Source organism: Clostridium sp. BJN0013 (assembly GCF_040939125.1).
Taxonomy (GTDB): Bacteria; Bacillota; Clostridia; order Clostridiales; family Clostridiaceae; genus Clostridium_B.
Genome location: NZ_CP162495.1, coordinates 2,928,688 through 2,945,423, shown reverse-complemented (window position 1 = coordinate 2,945,423; position 16,736 = coordinate 2,928,688). Strand labels below are relative to the sequence as shown.

The following is a 16,736-nucleotide window of genomic DNA, read 5'->3' as shown; positions in this document are numbered from 1 at the left end:
GATTTTTGGGGGAATGGAAATGGTAAATGAGAGTATTAATAAAGAAGAGATGATGTCTGAAAAAAATTCTACAAAAGATAAATTAAATAATTTACTTAGTGTAAAATGGATACTGGTAATATTGCCTGCACTTTTTATTATGGTATTTACATTTGTACCTATGATAAGTTTGTTTAAATTAAGTATTTTAGATGAAAATGGATTTACTTTTAAATATATAGCACAGATTTTTACAGAACCTATATATCTTCAAGTTATATGGCTTACTTTGAAAACTTCATTTATTGTAACAGTAATATCAATTGTACTTGCTTATCCGGTAGCTTATTTTATTATTAAAACAAAATCCTCCAGGACAAAAAAGATTATTCTAATGCTTATTATGATACCTTTTTGGATTAGTTTATTGGTTCGCACCTTCTCATGGATTATAATTTTGCAGGAACAAGGGATTTTAAATACATTTTTAAAAAATATAGGACTGATAAATCAGCCTTTGGACTTACTTTATAATACTACTTCTGTAACAATAGGTATGACTCATGTGCTATTTCCTTATATGGTTTTAAATATTTATTCAGTTATGTCAAGTATTGATATACAGTTAGTAGAAGTTGCCCAAGTCATGGGAGCTAGGCCTATAAAAGCTTTTTGGCAAGTGTTTTTTCCTCTATCTGTTCCAGGAATTTTATCGGGATCCATACTGGTATTTGTTTTAGCACTGGGATATTTTATTACTCCTGCACTATTGGGTGGTTCAAAGAATATGCTTGTATCTACCCTTATACAAAATAATATAAGTGCTACTTTAAATTGGCCTTTAGCGTCTGCACTTTCTCTGGTTTTATTTATTATTACCATGGTGCTTTTATCTATACTTGCAGTATTGGCAAAAAGAAATCCTATGTTAAAGGAGGGAGAATAATGTGGCTTCCAATAATAGTAATGGTTATATTGTTTTTTCTTATAGCTCCTGTATTTGTATTGATACCACTATCTTTTACCTCGTTAAGTTATTTTAAATTTCCACCACCAAGTTACTCTACCCAGTGGTACCATGCTTTCTTTAATGATAGCCAGTGGACTCAATGTTTTGGAAGAAGTTTGGGTATAGCGGTCTTGACAGTAATATTTGCTCTTATTCTAGGAACTATGGCGGCAGCTGCTGTTACCAAGATGGACTTTAAGTTTAAAAATATATTTATGGGTTTTATGGTTATGCCTATGGTTATACCTGTAATCATAATTAGTGTAGCTTTATATAATTCCTTTGCACCTTTAAGGTTGACTAATACCATACCTGGAATAGTTTTAGGGCATACATTGTTAGCTATACCTATGGTATTTGTAACGGTAATGACAGGATTAAAAGGAGTAGATAAAAATATTGAGTTAGCAGCAATGGGTTTGGGTTCAAAACAAATTAGTGTATTTTTTAACATTACACTGCCTCAGATTAAAGCTTCTATGTTTTCAGCGGCAGTATTTGCTTTTAGCACATCTATAGATGAAGTAACTGTTACTATGTTTCTGGCAGGTTCTAAAACTAAAACGCTCCCTTTAGCTATGTGGGAAAGTATGAAAACCAGTATAACTCCGGAAATAGCTGCGGTATCTACTATTCTAATTGGCATTACTTTAATGATGCTTCTTATACAAGGGCTTGTTAAAGGAAAAAATACAAAGGTAAATGAAATCTGATAATTATATTTAGAGTACTTAGACATTTTAAAATAAATAATATGTCTAAGTACTTTCGTTTTTAAATGAAGATGAATTCTATTATAAATAATAAGAATAATATTGATAATCTTATGACAATTACTTAGTGTTTTTTATAACATATTTAATTCACGTAAGGATGTTATAAATAAAATTATTTTTAATTTTTCAAGTAAAGTTTTGGATTAAATAAAAATAGTTAGGTGAATATCGAGCTAATATTATTCAGTAATTATCAAAAATATCTTAATTTTTTTAGCGTAAGGATAATAGAACTAAAAAATTTAGAGTATATAGTTATTTTTTTAACATATATATTGCAATTAGATGTAAAGAATGTTAATATATTAACAAATAGATTTAGTTTAATCTTACAAGGGGTATAAAGATATGATTATAGTATACGAAAAACAATAAAATTTAATTGTCTGAATGGGGGGAGTTATGTGAGTGAAAAAATAAGAGATGTTGAAGACACAAAGGATAAAGTTACAATATTAAAAAGAATAAAATCTAAAAGAAGAGAATCTTTTAGCTTCCTGTTCGATATGATCGATACTTTATTTACAGGGGAATAATGAATAGCAGCCTTTAGAGCTGCTTTTCATTATTAAATCTATCTGTTGAAAAATTTATATGGAAGATATCTATTATAATTAATATTCATAACTCTCATTATGTGAAGATAATTTTGGAACCTTTTATTTAAAACAGTCCAATTTATGTTTTTAATAAATGTAGAAATATATTCTTTTTTATTTGTTCCAAAATCCATAAAATAGGCATGTTCATAAACATCCATTACTAATATAGGATAAGAAATCCATACAGATCCTTTATCATGCAAATCACTTACTATTATATGAAATTTATTATCTAGTGAATCTATAGAAAGAACTGCCCAGCCTCTCATAGATAAACCTACATTTGTTAAATAAGAAATGAAGTTATCATAAGATGAGAATTGATTTATTATAGAATTAAGCACTGGACCATGGGGAGTGGTATTGCCGCCTGTGATATTTTTAAAGTAAAGATTATGAAGTTTTACCCCGTTTAGTGCATAGGTTTCACCAAGTTTTAAACTGCGCATTTTTGAATAGGTTGAATTACTATCAGTATAATTTTGGGGGATATAATCAATGTTCCAGATTTCATTTAGCGTATTTACATAGCCTACATATAATTTATAATGTTCGTTTAATTGTCTTAAAGAAATACCTTTAACAGAATTAAAGTTAAAAACTTCAGGTTTCATATTATACATTAAAACACCTCTATAAAATATGTTATTATTTATAATATGTAATAAAATCTGAATGTGTATAATAATTAAAATATTCCCAGTGAGAATATTTTAATTATTTTTAGATTTAAATATTTTAAAATCAAGTAATAAGGCAAATATAAAGTTAAATATATTTTGATTCTTCCTTTAAAAATAGATCTGTTGTCTTTTGATCATGATTGCACATAACAATGGTCTTCAAATTTATATCTTCTCTTTTTAAAAATTCTACAGAAGTTTCAAGAAGTATTTTTGCACATCGTTCTTTTGGAAATCCAAATATGCCAGAACTTATAGCAGGTATAGATATGGAGTTTAGATTATAGGATTCTGCCAGATTAAGTACACTCTTTATAGCTTTTTTTAGTTTTTCATCTTCATTACCTTCTCCCATTATAGGACCTACAGTATGTATTACAAATTTGCAGTTCAAATTGTGACCATGGGTTATAACTGCTTTTCCCACAGGTAAACTACCTATTTTTTTTATAAGTTCATTACTATCTGATTGTACCTTGGAACCTCCAGCTCTTGCAATAGCCAGGGCTGCTCCTCCTCCATGTTGAAGGGCACTGTTTGCAGGATTTACTATAGCATCACTATCTTCTTTTGTTATATCTCCTTTTTTAATCAATATTTTCTTATTACCTATTTTAATCATATAATTTAATACCTCCAATTTTTGTTAATCTATTTTTAAGTTAGATCTTATCAATAGGAAATTTTTTTATGTAATCGCTAGTCTTTATATTAAAGTATTTACATATATCATTTATTTCTTCAAGGGTGACTTCATTCATTGGAATGCCATTTTCCATTTTATCTTTATAGGATTCAATTTCTTTTTCGCCGTGGGTGTATATTCTTAAAGCTCCTTTAGCTTTTTTAGAGTTTCTAAGTTCATTTAAATACCCTGACAATTTATTTTCTATAGAGTCTTTGTCTCCAAATATACCATAGTCTATTGCACAGAAATAATGGCAGGTGCCAGAGCCGGAAGAACCTTGCAATGTAACGTAATTTCCTGTGATGCCTCCAGATAAAATTGCTGTAAATATTTCAACTGAAAGAGCTAGTCCATAGCCTTTATGTCCTCCAGTTAGCTCTTTGGAACCTCCCAGTGGAACCAGACCTCCTCCAAGTTTTTTTGGAAGATTATATAAAATATCATAAGGATCTTCTGTATCTTTTCCGTTTTTATCCAGTGCCAGGCCCAGTGGAAGAGGTTTGTGCCTTTTATTATATACTTCAATTTTTCCTCTTGTAACTACACTAGTAGCTATATCCATTAAAAAAGGATAGGGTTTTGCAGGCATAGATATAGCGATGGGATTTGTACCAAGCATGGCATCTTTTCCGAAGGTAGGTATTATAACAGCAGGAGAGTTAGTCATAGATATTCCAAGCAGTCCTTCTTCTTCAGCCATTTTAGCATAATATCCAGCAATACCGTAATGATTTGAGTTTCTAACCACTACCATGCCTATGCCTGAAGTTTTGGCTTTTTCAATGGCCATGTTCATAGCTTTTTTTCCTGCCAGTTGCCCCATACCAGCCTGGGCGTCTAAAACTGCAGATACAGGTGTTTCTTTTATCATTTTTGGTTTAGAAGCTACTTTTATAAGACCATTTTTTATTTCACTGTAATACTTTACCAGTCTTTGAATTCCATGAGATTCAATTCCAAATAAATCTGATAGCAGTAAAACATCTGTAATAGTTCCACTATCTTCTGGACTAAAGCCGAATTTCTCAAAAACTATATCACATAGTTCTTTTAAACCTTCATATTTTACTTTTGAGTATGTCATTTTTACCTCCTAAAAATGTTAAATGTATACAGTCACTGAATATTTAGCTATAACATAAACATAGTTTTATTATATATAAGATAATTATACTACAAATATAATAAATATATATTTTAAATAAATAAGTTTAGCAACTTATTTTATGTGCAATATGAATTTTAAGAATTAAAAAGAAAAACGTATTATAAGTCCCTACTTTGAAGAAGCTAGGTTATTAGCTAATTACTGCCTTTGGATAAATAATTGTTTAGGGAACTGTAAGAGTGCTTGTCATGGACTTAGTATCGAATAAACAGACAATGTCTCCTGCATTGTTCCATATAAAAGAATTTTTTCCACAATAGAAATGAAATTCAGAATTATGACTGCCAGTGCCTTCTATAAATTTATTTGAACCATAACCTGTAAACAGTATTATAATTTCATCGGGATCCAATGTCCAAAAAAGGTTGTCAATGCGCTTTGGAAATCTGTAAATAAGGGAATATTGCTTACTAGGTTTCCAGTGCCAAATTTCCCAATTAAACATATTGACTCTTCTATTGCTAACATTTTCAATGCGTATCCACTCGTCATTTAAATGAAATTCTCCATTTCTTTCTTTAATATTATTATTTATAAATGCTATTTTTACATTGGTAGACACAATAATCATCTCCTTTAATACCATAAATTCAACATTTAATGTTAAATTCCTTCAAGGAGTTTAAATAATTTTAAAATAGTGATTATTTATTTTAAATATTTTAAGAGTTATAATATAAGAATAAAGTGATTCTAAGGTTCAGGTAGAGTTTGCATATAAGGAATGCTTTTCTTCATCTGAACCTTAGAAGAGCTTATCCAGAGGCGTAGCATTGCTTATTCCCCCACTTTGAAGTTAATTGCCGCCTTCGGATAAAAAGTTATAGCAGGAGGCTAATATTTTAAATGGGTAAAAATCATAATGAAAAGAAGAAAAGTACAAATATGCTAATGGCTGCATTTATGTTGTTTATTTTTCCTATTATGTTGGTGTTTTTGGGTGTATTTTTAGGAGGATATTTAGGAAAATTAGTGCAAGGATCTATAAGGGCTTATCAAATTATTGGAGGTATAATTGCTTTTATAGTAGCTGTAGTGTTTATAAAGTTGTTTGATAGAACTACTGTAGTGGATAAGGAGCAGGAAAAATTTTATTGGGAAGATATGTAGTTAACGTATTTTTAGTATCTGAAAATAGAAAAGCTGTATAAGTTTAATGTATTTTCAGATACTTTATTATAATCAGTAATCTCCTCTTCCGATTTTATTGATCTTTACTTTTACATTTACATCAATTTCTGAATTACATACTACGGAATTCCAGTCTTTTTCTATATGTCTGCCATATTTGGCAGCTGCAAATTTTCCAAGTTCCAGACAATCTACTTTATAGGTATGTTTCATTTTAGTTATAAAACTAATACATTCTTTTTTTATATCTTCAGACATCTCCGTGTTAAATTCCTCAACTTTTTTAGAATTGTTTTGCAGATTTTTATACAGGGTATCTGTTACTAAATCTCCTTCCAAACTAATATTTATAGTAAATTTATATTTATTACCTTCTTTAGTACAGTGAACTTTTCGTTTTGATGTAGCATAATAGTTTGTATATTTACAAGTGCTTTTTTGTATTGTAAGCATACCTTTTACATTATTTTCTCTCATTATGTTCATAGCTCTTAATTCGGCAATATTAATTTTTGAAATCATTTTATTACCATTAAACAATGCCATTCCAGTGATTGTAATTCCTTTATCTGTTGTTTCAATATAAGGTAGCACAGGATTATATCCTTCACTTCCAATGGATAAAAATAAATTCATAACTCTATATTTATCTGAAAAAAAGTTATAAAATATGGAATTTTTAATTAAACCCCCTACAAAATCTGAAGAACTTGGGTAGCCTTTTATATTTGTACTTAAAATATCTGAAGCCTTTCCCTTGCATACTGCAACATATGCAGTATCGTTTAAATAAGGATTTCTAAATAAAATATCTGTCCAATCTTGCAAACCATAATGTGCCTGTTCTTCACTTATGATAAATACTTTTTCAAGGCCTAATATATTTTGTTTGTCATTTGATAATTGTCGATTTTGTCTTGTTTCTCCTTTGGTTTTTGCAGCACCGATTCTCAAGGTGCTGTTTATTTTATCTCCAGATTCAAATAAATATATTGACATTGGTACGATATGTTCTGTTACTTTATTATTTTTTATTATTAAATCTGCTCCTAATCCTGAAATAATATCTAATTCTTCTACAGGCTGCTGATCATCTAATCCTATAAAGAAGAAAATTGTGATTATCATACATAGTAAAATTATAGATATATACTTTGTTTTATTATTTTTCATGTAAATTATCCTTCTTTAAATAAATTATTAATGTTATTAGTGTTACATAGACCATATTAAATAAAGTATATTTAGGAATAATGTAATTCAAGAAATTTATTCTATCTGCAGAATTTTTATATCTAAGAGATAGATAAAGCATTAGGGGATAGAGTGCATAAATAATTTTTTTAATAGGTACTTTTTTAAAAAAATCTCTCAAAATGAAAGCTGTTATAAAATAGTGATTGGATATTGTCTTGTAAATAATAGTTGCCCATAAAATTGTAAATATAAATCTAAAGTTATTAATTACTGGTATTTCTAAAGTTTTTGTTACTGAATTCACAGACCATTCGATTTTTGGTACAATATCTATGCCTAAATAATAAATGGTGATAAATGTAACCCAGGAATAAATTAAGGCTGTTATAATAACACTTAATAATGATGATTTCATAATCTTTTTCTTATCGATGACATAGGGATAAATTAAAAATAATACTTCAATTCCTCCATAGGCAAAAGCTGAATTTTTACTGGCTTTTATAGTATTTAGAATTCCTGAACCCAGTATAGGACATATATTCAAATAAGTTCCTCTAAGAAGTGCTACAGCTAAAATAAAAGAAAGAAATATAGTATATAAGAACATTAATTGGTTTAGCCTTCCTAAAAGTTTCAATCCTTTCATGGAGGTATATGCAGCTAAAAAAAATATTATCAGTAATATTTTTAAGGTACTTAAAAAATTAGATATTAAAGTTTCTAATATTAGGGATACTCCAGAGGCCACAGAAGTGGTGAATAAAACAAAATATAATAAAAAAATAAAATTCAAGATATTCCCCAAATATTTTCCCAAATATTTTTTGCTTAAGAATAAAATGTTTTGATGTGGATGCTTTTTCCATAAGAATGAAGCAACTATAACCATATATAACGGATATACAGCACCAATAGCTACAGATATCCATGAATCTTGTTTTGCCACATTAACTAGATCATTAGGCAGTGATAATATTCCTATACCAATCATTGAGCCAATAAGTAAACAAGTGAACTCTCCTGGAGTTATATTATTACTTTCTAATTTATTCATTTTTCTTCCTCCACAGTTTGTTTCTAAAGTTGGTTTGTCTTTTTGGGTTATTGTTTGGAATACTCTCGGGTCTATTATTCATTTTCCATAGGGGTACCCTAATGAAGGTATCTTTAAAATCACCATATTTATCTAGAGGCATATATGGAACTCCAAAACTATCTAAAGAAAGGAGGTGGATAAATAAAAAATACCATCCTGCAATTAATCCAACAGCACCTAAAAAGTTTGTTAGGAAGAGAAAAGGAAATCCTATCAATCTTATTGAACTTGACATATCATAGTTCGGTATAATAAAAGTTCCTATGGTGGCAACTCCTACTACTAAAGTTGCAGGACTAACTAATTTGGCTTCAAGTGCAGCACTACCTATAATAAAACCTCCTACAACACTTAATGTCTGACCGATTTTTGAAGGAAGTCTCAGCCCTCCTTCTCTTAAAAGTTCTATTACAACATACATGGATAAAATTTCTAGAAGGGGAGGAAGAGCTATGCCTCTTCTAGATTGCACTATGGGTATAACAAATTTAATTGGAATAAGCTCTGAATTAAATCTAATTAAGTCTAAATAGACAGAGGGTAATAAAATAACTATGAAGGTACCAAATACCCGGAGAATTCTGTTAAAATTACTTAAAAGGGTTCTTTGAGAGTAATCTTCAACAGCTTGAAAAAATTCCATAAACAAGGCAGGAATAGTTAATGCAAAAGGAGTTCCATCAATTAAGATAGCAATTCTACCTTCTGAAAGATTTTGTTGCACAACATCTGGCCTTTGAGACGCATGAGCTTGAGGAAAAACGGAATATGGATGATTTTCAATATACTGTTCCAGCATTCCTGCAGAGGTAAAAGTATCCACATCTATTGATAATAGCTTATTTCTTATATCTTCAATTAAGTCTTTATCTGCAATATCCTTTATATATATTAGGGCCACATCTTTTTGGGAGCGTCTTCCTATGACGAAAGGTTCTATAATTAAATTTTTATCTTTTAACCCCTTTTTTATTAAACTTAAATTTATTTCAATATCCTCTATAAAACCTTCTTTTGCACCTCTTATTCCGATTTCATCCATAGGTTCAGATATATTTCTATGTTTTGTTCCTTGTGTATCAGCAACAATGAAAGTATCTTCCTTATGTACAAGAACAGCTGTTTTACCTCTTCTTATATCTTTTATAACCATATTTATATCAGTTTGAATAACAATTTTGGACATAGAGATATATTTGTTACAAATTTCTTGGTTAATTGACTGTGCTTTACTTAAATCTTCATGAACTTTATGCATTAGGGGATTTAATATATCTCTGTTTATAATATCTTGATTTACTAAACCGTCTTTATATATTAAGGCAGCATCTAGGGGAGTATCTTTTCCAATAGAAAATCTTCTAATAATAACTTGTTGACTGTTTCCACATGATTCTAATATAGAATTAATTTTATTATCTAATTCCATGATTTAATCACCCTTTTTAGTGTTTATTATTTATTGTGTGTAAATAATTTAAATATTACTCAAAATTTGAAATTATATATGTTGTTATGATAATTATTTTTTAGAAAGAATATGCGGATTAATTACAGGATGGAATTCTTAATCAAGTAATTTTTAGGCTTAGGTGGAGTTTGTTCATAAGTAATGCTTTTATTTGAATCTTAGAAGAACTTATTCAGGTGCACATCAGTGCTTATCCACCATTTTAAAGAAGCTGAGAGTGTTAGCTAATTGCTATGTTTGGATAAACTAAAAAGTCCTAATAATGATTTCATATTTTTTATTAAAATATATTGACCTTGACATTATGGAAAAGTTTATAATTAAAGCAGTTATTGAAAGTACTTATAAATAACCTAATTTAAATCTTGAATATATTCAGGGAGGTAGAGAGTTGTACACAATAGGACAATTTTCCAAAATTGCAAAGTTATCATCAAAAGTTTTAAGACACTATGATAAAATTGGATTGCTAAAACCGGAGTATGTAAATGCCGACAATGGATATAGATATTATGATTTAAAGCAAATAAAACATGTTATAGTTATTAATAAGTTAAAATCCTATGGTTTTTTTCTTGAAGAAATAAAAAGCATCTTGTTTGAAAATGATTTAGAAGAACTAAAAAGACTTATGGAAATTAAAATCAAGAGTTTAACAGAAGAACTTAATTATAATGAATTTATATTAAATCAAATGAAATATGAATTTGAAAAATTAGTAAAAGGAGAAGATATTATGGAGGAAAATAGAAAATTTAATATCATTTTAAAGGATCAAGAACCTCTTAATGTTTTAAGTATAAGAGATAATATTTCTATGGATTATATAGGAGGTTTAATAGGAAAGGTATATGAAAATGTATATAAAAATGGATTAAAGCCTACAGGTAATATAATGTCTATTTATTATCTACAAAATGAAGAGGAAGACTTTAATCATGATAATGCAGATGTAGAAGTATGTATACCTGTAGATAAAGAATTTAATTCTGACAGCATCAACACCAGAGTATTGGAAGGAGGATTACATGCCTATACCACTTTTATAGGACCTTATAGTGAGATTTCTCAGGCTTATGGAGCCATGATGGAATGGGTAAAGCATAATAAATATAAAATCTCAAGACCACCTTTTGAAAAATATATAAAAGGGCCTGAAGAGGGGCACAATCCACAAGATTTTATTACAGAAATATATTTTCCTGTAGTTAAAATGTAAATTTTTTATTTTTCCAACCTCATAAGTAAATAAAAGCAGTGTGAATCGTTCATTTTGCAATGGTCCAGGCTGTTTTTTTGTATTAATTTTAAAAAATAAAAAATGGTTGGAACAATTTCAATGGAAGTCTTTATTTATACGCCTTTAAGTAATATAATAGAAATAAGAAATGGTTATTTTACATTGGTTGAACCTTAACAAGAATTGTATTTAAATAATTAACCGCGACGACCTCTTTTGCAAGAGATAAATTGTTGAACCTTAACAAGAATTGTATTTAAATAATTAACCGCGACGACCTCTTTTGCAAGAGATAAATTGTTGAACCTTAACAAGGATTGTATTTAAATTTTGCAATCCCCCTTCTATGCTTTATTAATTTTATGTTGAACCTTAACAAGGATTGTATTTAAATATATGTGGATGGTAAAGTATTAAAAGCCCTTAAAGTTGAACCTTAACAAGGATTGTATTTAAATCTATATATGTAACTGGACAGTCAAAAGTTTATATGCTTAACAAGCCTGTCGATTATCTCTAAAGCAAGGCTCTGACTGCTTTTCGTTAATTATTTCACTTATGGTAGATTTATTGTTTTTCGTAATAAGTGAGAAAATATTTTTTTTCAAAAAACATGATACTGTTGTTTCTGAAACAACACCCTTAGATTTTGTTCTTAAGAAACGAAAAGGAGTCTTATTTATTTCAGTTGAGAATTTTATGGATATAATTTGAAGCAATCCAATAGCTATACAACTACACATAACATAGCCTTCTATAGCTTTTAAAGTAGATAAAATTAACTCCTTTGTTTTTTTACATTCTATTTTTTCAGCGGGATGAATTTCTCCTTTCTTTCCATATCTATTTAGCTTTGGCATTACTTTGGACCAAAATTGATATTTAAATCCACCTATAGCTTGCTTAAGTGCCCTGAATGTACACTCTATCTTAAATCGGTAGCTGTATAAACTTATTATAGTTACAGGTGACAATTCTAAATTTGTTGATATCAATATAGACTTTATACTATTACACGTAACCAATACAAAACGTAATTTTTGATAAAGTGTTTTTCCCCACAGCAGGTCAATGCATAGATATTTTACCTTTTCCTCTTTACCATATAACATCATTGTGCCTTCAATGAATTCATCTTTTTTCTCATTAAATATGTCTTTAAGGTTAATTATTTTGCCTTTTTTACGTGGTCTGCCTGTTCCTGAATACTCACATGGTTCTGTATAGGCTACAAAAGACATCTTAGCTTTTGTAACAATATGAAGTACGTTAGCTGCACATTTATTAAGTTCTGAAAGTCTTTTGAGTGCTGGCAATGATAGAAAATATGCATCTAAAAGCAAAAGAGACTTCCCTATAACTCTAGCTGCATCAAAGCTATTTTCAATCATTTGCACAATATGAGAACCTGTGTTTTTATCTGATTCATTCCACTGACGAATAGATTTAACACCATCATGAATTTTCATTGAAAGTGGAACGTAAAACATCCTAGAAATGTCTCCTATTAACACACCCACTGCACCAAACATATGTCCAAATATATATTCACCTTTTGAAGAATTTTGGGATTCCTGGTGCAGCTTTTTAACACCAGGCATTTTGCGTGCCTCTTTTGATTGCTTAACTCCATCACCTATGAGTACAGTCATCCCATCCTGTCTGTAGACTGGCGCTGTAGCAGCTACAGTTTTAGTCCATACAGCTATTAAATTGTTTAAATTCCATGCATTAGAACGAAAAAAGTGCATCATTATAGTATACAAATTAGTTGAAATACTTAAATCTTGTATGATAGAAGTAACTCCTAAAGAATCTGAACGAATCATAAATCCAATTACTATTACAACAAATTACTATTACAACAAACCAATGAAAGGTTGCATGTCTCCTAAAGCATTTTTTTAAATTTATAAAAACTTCCTCAAGTAATTTCCACATTTTTTGTGTAGCCAATAGTGTAAGAGTATGGTAAAATATTCAAAGATAGCTTTCCACTAAAGGTGTCCTCCTTTTTGATTTCGCAACTAAAAGGATACTATATTTTTAGTGTGATGGCTATTCTTTTTTATAGTATGTAATAGCACATGATAATACCCCCTGTTGTTGAACCTTAACAAGGATTGTATTTAGATGAGAGTAAAAATTGCTTATTAGGGGAGAAACCTAAATATAAAATCCTTCACAAAGTCATTATTGCTTGTTTCGTTGGTATTTTTAATTACAAACATATTTAATACTAAAAATTTAAAAGTAAAGGAAGTGCAATTTTTGAGTTAACGTTGATTGTGTGTGTATAGCAGGGGCTATTTCACAATGAGATAAAATGTCCTCTGCGTGATCCTAAAAATCATATTAGAAGAAGTACAGAATTGGGCTATAAAAAAGCAGCAGATATATTATCATCAGAACTCATATTAGCAATTCAAGAGTATATTGATGAAGAATATATTTATACACCAAGAAAAAGATGTAATAGAAAAAGCTGTGGAGAGTTAACTGGCAGCAAAAAATTAATTTTTTATCCGAATGCTTCTTCAAAGTGGGAGATAGGCATTGCTGCGTGCCTGGATAAGTTCTTCTAAGGTTCAGATGGAGAAAAGCATTTCTCATAAGCAAACTCCACCTGAATCTAAGAATCACTTAATAGACAGCAATAATTAAGGGCAATATTTAAAACTATTTTCTATAAAGATTATTAATGTAAGGTTAACTTGATATATAAATTAAATAGTGTTACAATACCTGTGTAAGGTTAACATTACAGGAGTGATAATTTATGAAAAATCGATTAAAAGAATTGCGAGAATCTCTTGGACTGACTCAGGAACAGTTAGGAAAACTTGTAGGAGTATCAAGACAAGCAATAAATGCCATTGAGACAGAAAAATTTGAACCATCTATATGGTTAGCTTATGATATCAGTAATATATTTCATTGCTGCATAGAAGAAGTTTTTCTTTTCAAAGAAAGTAAAAGAAAATCAAGAGCACAGCAAAGTAGAGGTGTTGTTTAGATGGCATTAAGACAAATCAGACTTTTTGGTGATGATATATTAAGAAAAAAGAGTAGAGAAGTGAAAGTAGTAGATGATAAAATAAGACAAATTTTAAATGATATGGCTGATACCATGTATGATACAGAAAATGGCGGGGGCTTGGCAGCTCCACAAATTGGTATATTGAAGAGATTGGTTGTAATAGATATGGGACAAGGACTCATAAGATTAGTCAATCCAAAAATAATTAAGTGTACGGGAGAACAAGAGGTTATAGAAGGATGCTTAAGTATTCCTAATGTGTTTGGAAAATTAAAAAGACCTGCAAAAGTCACAATAGAAGCATTAAATGAAGAGGGAAGTAAAGTTATATTAAAAGGTACAAGAGATTTAGCGAAATGTTTCTGTCATGAAATAGATCATCTGGAAGGTATACTTTTTACTGATTTAGTTACTGAATATATGAAATGAATTATTAATTTTAACAGAGATGTACTTATAAAGAAAGCTGTCTTTTATGATGTTCTTATTCATCATTTTAAGACAGCTTTTTACTGTGTAAAATATTTAAGGAATATATTATAATTTTATGATATGATTAAAGCTTTAACTTATTATGGGAATAGTTACTTCATTATCATAACATCTGTTGACTTAATTACAGCTTTAACTTCTGAACCTAATTTAATTCCAAGATCTTTTAAGGAAGTTGTTGTAATTACAGAAGATACTGAATTTCTACAACCTATATCTATCAATACCTGACTTACAACATCTCCTTGAGTTATTTTAGTAACTTTTCCTTTTAGCTGATTTCTAGCGCTTAGTGCCATTTTAGATTTTTCTTTGTCAGATTTCACATTGGAGTTAGGCATCAGTTTATTAGAGTTAGGCATCAGTTTATTAGAGTTGGGCATTATGTTATTGGAATTAGGCATCTTATTACTAGGATTAGGCATTATATTAGAATTAGGCGTCATATTAGAGGAAGAATCCATTATCATAACATTTGTTGATTTAACGATAGCTCTAACTTGCGAACCTACACTTAATCTTAGATCTCGTATTGAAGCTGTTGTGATTACTGAGGATATTGAGTTTCCACATCCAATGTCAATTAACACTTGACCTACAACATCTCCCTTATTTATTTTAACAACTCTTCCTTTAAATTGATTTCTGGCACTTAAAGCCATTTCAGCAGTTACATTTGGGGGATAATATGCATTAGGGTGATATCTTACCCATGGGCAGAAATATTCAAGACCATCATAATAATTTTGGCCAGCTCGGCAATTATCAATCATTAAAATGCCTCCATAAAGATTTATCTACAAGATTATGCTATTCTATTATGATTATATTAGTTACAAACTTTAGAAAATAAAATTTAGATATAATAACCGTAAACTAGCAAATATTATTATTTTGTACAATAAAAGTCGATTTTTCTGACAAGTAGGTTGAAAGTATTTTGAATTATCATCAAAAAAGCAGTGTGAAAGTTGACAGTTTATTAAGGAATATTGTTTTGTTTAGTAGTATTCTTGATTATACCCTAAATATAATATATAATTAGTTCATAATTAATCGTTTATTTATAGAAAATGTAAAAATTTATTCGAACGCTATCATTGCTAATATTTCCATCTTCTTCAAAGTGGGAGATAAGCACTGCTATACGCCTTGGATAAGTTTTTCTAAGGTTCAGGTGGAGAAAAAAGTTCTCTATAGTAAGCTCCATCTAAACCTAAGAATCACTTGATTTAATGACTATAGATATAACTTTTTATACAGGAGGCATATTATGAATTTTGCTCAGCAATTAGTTAATGGACTAGCACTGGGGGGTGTTTATGCTTTAATAGCAATTGGATATACCATGGTGTATGGCATAGTAAAGCTTATGAATTTTGCACATGGAGATATATATATGGCAGGGGCTTTTTTTGGGTTTCTGGCAGTTAAAAATTTAAATACAGGTTTTATACTTACCTTAATAATTGCTATGGTTGGAAGTGCACTTTTGGGAATAATAATTGAAAAAATTGCATATAAGCCCCTTAGAAATTCATCTAGAATAACTTTATTTATTACTTCTATGGGAATATCACTTTTGCTTGAGAACGGTTTTAGGGTTATATTCGGACCAAATCCCAGGCCATTTCCTGAACTTTTAAAGGTAAAACTTTATAAAATAGGAGATTTCCAGATAAATAATCTGCAAATTGCCACTTTATTGGTCTGTTTTATATTGGTTATTTTGCTGCAGGTTATTGTGTATAAAACAAAAGTTGGAAGGGCCATGAGAGCTGCATCTTTTGACACGGAAGCTACAGAACTCATGGGTATAAATGTAAATAATACCATATCTTTAACTTTTGCCATAGGTTCTGCACTGGCAGCAGCTGCAGGAGTTCTTATAGGTATGTCATATCCTAAAATAGATCCATATATGGGCATGATACCGGGACTTAAAGCTTTTATAGCTGCAGTTGTAGGAGGAATAGGACTTATCCCCGGCGCTATGGTGGGAGGAATTGTACTTGGTGTATCAGAAATATTTACCAAAGCTTTTATATCTACAAAACTTTCAGATGGTATAGCTTATATTATATTAATAATTATACTTATATTTAAGCCTAGTGGATTACTTGGTAAAAAAGTTAATGAGAAAGTGTAGGTGGGAGTTTAA

At 29.6% G+C, this 16,736-nt stretch carries 18 protein-coding genes and 1 CRISPR repeat array; of the genes, 9 read left to right on the top strand and 9 right to left on the bottom strand.

The features are described from left to right. The first annotated feature begins 19 nt into the window (after positions 1-19). The 3 genes from AB3K27_RS15135 (at position 20) to AB3K27_RS15125 (ending at position 2,300) form a co-directional block, all read left to right on the top strand. Positions 20-925: an ABC transporter permease gene (locus AB3K27_RS15135; RefSeq protein ID WP_368488231.1), complete on the top strand. Its 906-nt coding sequence runs from the start codon at positions 20-22 to the stop codon at positions 923-925. Continuing rightward, on the top strand, positions 925-1,701 hold the full coding sequence (locus tag AB3K27_RS15130) for an ABC transporter permease (protein WP_368488230.1): 777 nt from the start codon (positions 925-927) through the stop codon (positions 1,699-1,701). The genes AB3K27_RS15135 and AB3K27_RS15130 overlap by 1 nt, the downstream gene beginning before the upstream one ends. Positions 1,702-2,168: 467 nt before the next feature. Beyond that, positions 2,169-2,300, top strand: coding sequence for a hypothetical protein (locus AB3K27_RS15125; protein WP_368488229.1), 132 nt, complete (start codon positions 2,169-2,171; stop codon positions 2,298-2,300). Positions 2,301-2,338: 38 nt separating this feature from the next. On the opposite strand, the gene AB3K27_RS15120 is transcribed toward AB3K27_RS15125, so the two are convergent. The 4 genes from AB3K27_RS15120 to AB3K27_RS15105 all read right to left on the bottom strand — a co-directional run bounded on the left by AB3K27_RS15120 (position 2,339) and on the right by AB3K27_RS15105 (position 5,476). Beyond that, positions 2,339-2,989: a superoxide dismutase gene (locus tag AB3K27_RS15120; protein ID WP_368488228.1), complete on the bottom strand. Its 651-nt coding sequence runs from the start codon at positions 2,987-2,989 to the stop codon at positions 2,339-2,341. 145 nt (positions 2,990-3,134) lie between these two features. Next, a complete protein-coding gene (locus AB3K27_RS15115) occupies positions 3,135-3,671 on the bottom strand; it encodes a macro domain-containing protein (RefSeq protein ID WP_368488227.1) in 537 nt (178 codons plus the stop codon). Positions 3,672-3,711: 40 nt separating this feature from the next. Further along, the gene (locus AB3K27_RS15110; RefSeq protein ID WP_368488226.1) at positions 3,712-4,821 is read right to left on the bottom strand and encodes an Ldh family oxidoreductase; all 1,110 of its coding nucleotides are present in this window, start codon (positions 4,819-4,821) and stop codon (positions 3,712-3,714) included. Between the two features lie 247 nt (positions 4,822-5,068). Beyond that, positions 5,069-5,476 (bottom strand): lamin tail domain-containing protein, encoded by a 408-nt coding sequence (locus AB3K27_RS15105; protein WP_368491253.1) that lies wholly within the window; start codon positions 5,474-5,476, stop codon positions 5,069-5,071. Positions 5,477-5,751: 275 nt separating this feature from the next. Between AB3K27_RS15105 and AB3K27_RS15100 the strand changes: the two genes are divergently transcribed. Next, positions 5,752-6,015 (top strand): SoxR reducing system RseC family protein, encoded by a 264-nt coding sequence (locus tag AB3K27_RS15100; protein WP_368488225.1) that lies wholly within the window; start codon positions 5,752-5,754, stop codon positions 6,013-6,015. Positions 6,016-6,087: 72 nt separating this feature from the next. Here AB3K27_RS15100 and AB3K27_RS15095 read toward each other — a convergent pair whose 3' ends face one another. Genes AB3K27_RS15095 through AB3K27_RS15085 form a run of 3 tightly spaced genes read right to left on the bottom strand, consistent with a single transcriptional unit; the run spans position 6,088 to position 9,761 of the window. Next, entirely contained in the window at positions 6,088-7,209 is a 1,122-nt protein-coding gene (locus AB3K27_RS15095; protein WP_368488224.1) for a Ger(x)C family spore germination protein, read from the bottom strand. Further along, positions 7,199-8,290 carry a GerAB/ArcD/ProY family transporter gene (locus tag AB3K27_RS15090; protein ID WP_368488223.1) on the bottom strand — a complete coding sequence of 364 codons (1,092 nt, stop codon included), beginning with the start codon at positions 8,288-8,290 and terminating at the stop codon, positions 7,199-7,201. The genes AB3K27_RS15095 and AB3K27_RS15090 overlap by 11 nt, the downstream gene beginning before the upstream one ends. Continuing rightward, positions 8,283-9,761, bottom strand: coding sequence for a spore germination protein (locus AB3K27_RS15085; protein ID WP_368488222.1), 1,479 nt, complete (start codon positions 9,759-9,761; stop codon positions 8,283-8,285). Before AB3K27_RS15085 ends, AB3K27_RS15090 begins: the two co-directional genes overlap by 8 nt. Positions 9,762-10,194: 433 nt before the next feature. Between AB3K27_RS15085 and AB3K27_RS15080 the strand changes: the two genes are divergently transcribed. Further along, positions 10,195-11,022, top strand: coding sequence for a GyrI-like domain-containing protein (locus tag AB3K27_RS15080; RefSeq protein ID WP_368488221.1), 828 nt, complete (start codon positions 10,195-10,197; stop codon positions 11,020-11,022). Between the two features lie 186 nt (positions 11,023-11,208). Beyond that, positions 11,209-11,501: a CRISPR direct-repeat array (repeat unit 30 nt; unit sequence GTTGAACCTTAACAAGGATTGTATTTAAAT). 36 nt (positions 11,502-11,537) lie between these two features. On the opposite strand, the gene AB3K27_RS15075 is transcribed toward AB3K27_RS15080, so the two are convergent. Continuing rightward, entirely contained in the window at positions 11,538-12,872 is a 1,335-nt protein-coding gene (locus AB3K27_RS15075; RefSeq protein WP_368488220.1) for a transposase, read from the bottom strand. A 543-nt stretch (positions 12,873-13,415) separates the two neighbouring features. Here AB3K27_RS15075 and AB3K27_RS15070 point away from each other — a divergent pair. The 3 genes from AB3K27_RS15070 (at position 13,416) to def (ending at position 14,512) form a co-directional block, all read left to right on the top strand. Beyond that, a complete protein-coding gene (locus tag AB3K27_RS15070) occupies positions 13,416-13,628 on the top strand; it encodes a hypothetical protein (RefSeq protein WP_368488219.1) in 213 nt (70 codons plus the stop codon). Between the two features lie 194 nt (positions 13,629-13,822). After that, on the top strand, positions 13,823-14,059 hold the full coding sequence (locus AB3K27_RS15065) for a helix-turn-helix transcriptional regulator (protein WP_368488218.1): 237 nt from the start codon (positions 13,823-13,825) through the stop codon (positions 14,057-14,059). Beyond that, complete coding sequence (gene def, locus AB3K27_RS15060; protein ID WP_368488217.1) at positions 14,060-14,512, top strand: peptide deformylase; 453 nt, start codon at positions 14,060-14,062, stop codon at positions 14,510-14,512. It begins immediately after the preceding gene. A gap of 155 nt (positions 14,513-14,667) precedes the next feature. On the opposite strand, the gene AB3K27_RS15055 is transcribed toward def, so the two are convergent. Beyond that, positions 14,668-15,348 carry a molybdopterin-binding protein gene (locus AB3K27_RS15055; protein ID WP_368488216.1) on the bottom strand — a complete coding sequence of 227 codons (681 nt, stop codon included), beginning with the start codon at positions 15,346-15,348 and terminating at the stop codon, positions 14,668-14,670. Positions 15,349-15,848: 500 nt separating this feature from the next. Between AB3K27_RS15055 and AB3K27_RS15050 the strand changes: the two genes are divergently transcribed. After that, the gene (locus AB3K27_RS15050) at positions 15,849-16,724 is read left to right on the top strand and encodes a branched-chain amino acid ABC transporter permease (protein ID WP_368488215.1); all 876 of its coding nucleotides are present in this window, start codon (positions 15,849-15,851) and stop codon (positions 16,722-16,724) included. Positions 16,725-16,736 lie beyond the last annotated feature (12 nt).

Excerpts from the sequence above, each read along its gene's own strand:
- AB3K27_RS15120 (WP_368488228.1), bottom strand. The coding sequence starts at position 2,989 with ATGTATAATATGAAACCTGAAGTTTTTAACTTTAATTCTGTTAAAGGT.
- def (WP_368488217.1), top strand. The coding sequence starts at position 14,060 with ATGGCATTAAGACAAATCAGACTTTTTGGTGATGATATATTAAGAAAA.
- AB3K27_RS15130 (WP_368488230.1), top strand. The coding sequence starts at position 925 with ATGTGGCTTCCAATAATAGTAATGGTTATATTGTTTTTTCTTATAGCT.
- AB3K27_RS15135 (WP_368488231.1), top strand. The coding sequence starts at position 20 with ATGGTAAATGAGAGTATTAATAAAGAAGAGATGATGTCTGAAAAAAAT.
- AB3K27_RS15085 (WP_368488222.1), bottom strand. The coding sequence starts at position 9,761 with ATGGAATTAGATAATAAAATTAATTCTATATTAGAATCATGTGGAAAC.
- AB3K27_RS15050 (WP_368488215.1), top strand. The coding sequence starts at position 15,849 with ATGAATTTTGCTCAGCAATTAGTTAATGGACTAGCACTGGGGGGTGTT.
- AB3K27_RS15095 (WP_368488224.1), bottom strand. The coding sequence starts at position 7,209 with ATGAAAAATAATAAAACAAAGTATATATCTATAATTTTACTATGTATG.
- AB3K27_RS15105 (WP_368491253.1), bottom strand. The coding sequence starts at position 5,476 with ATGATTATTGTGTCTACCAATGTAAAAATAGCATTTATAAATAATAAT.
- AB3K27_RS15090 (WP_368488223.1), bottom strand. The coding sequence starts at position 8,290 with ATGAATAAATTAGAAAGTAATAATATAACTCCAGGAGAGTTCACTTGT.
- AB3K27_RS15100 (WP_368488225.1), top strand. The coding sequence starts at position 5,752 with ATGGGTAAAAATCATAATGAAAAGAAGAAAAGTACAAATATGCTAATG.
- AB3K27_RS15065 (WP_368488218.1), top strand. The coding sequence starts at position 13,823 with ATGAAAAATCGATTAAAAGAATTGCGAGAATCTCTTGGACTGACTCAG.
- AB3K27_RS15110 (WP_368488226.1), bottom strand. The coding sequence starts at position 4,821 with ATGACATACTCAAAAGTAAAATATGAAGGTTTAAAAGAACTATGTGAT.
- AB3K27_RS15055 (WP_368488216.1), bottom strand. The coding sequence starts at position 15,348 with ATGATTGATAATTGCCGAGCTGGCCAAAATTATTATGATGGTCTTGAA.
- AB3K27_RS15115 (WP_368488227.1), bottom strand. The coding sequence starts at position 3,671 with ATGATTAAAATAGGTAATAAGAAAATATTGATTAAAAAAGGAGATATA.
- AB3K27_RS15075 (WP_368488220.1), bottom strand. The coding sequence starts at position 12,872 with ATGATTCGTTCAGATTCTTTAGGAGTTACTTCTATCATACAAGATTTA.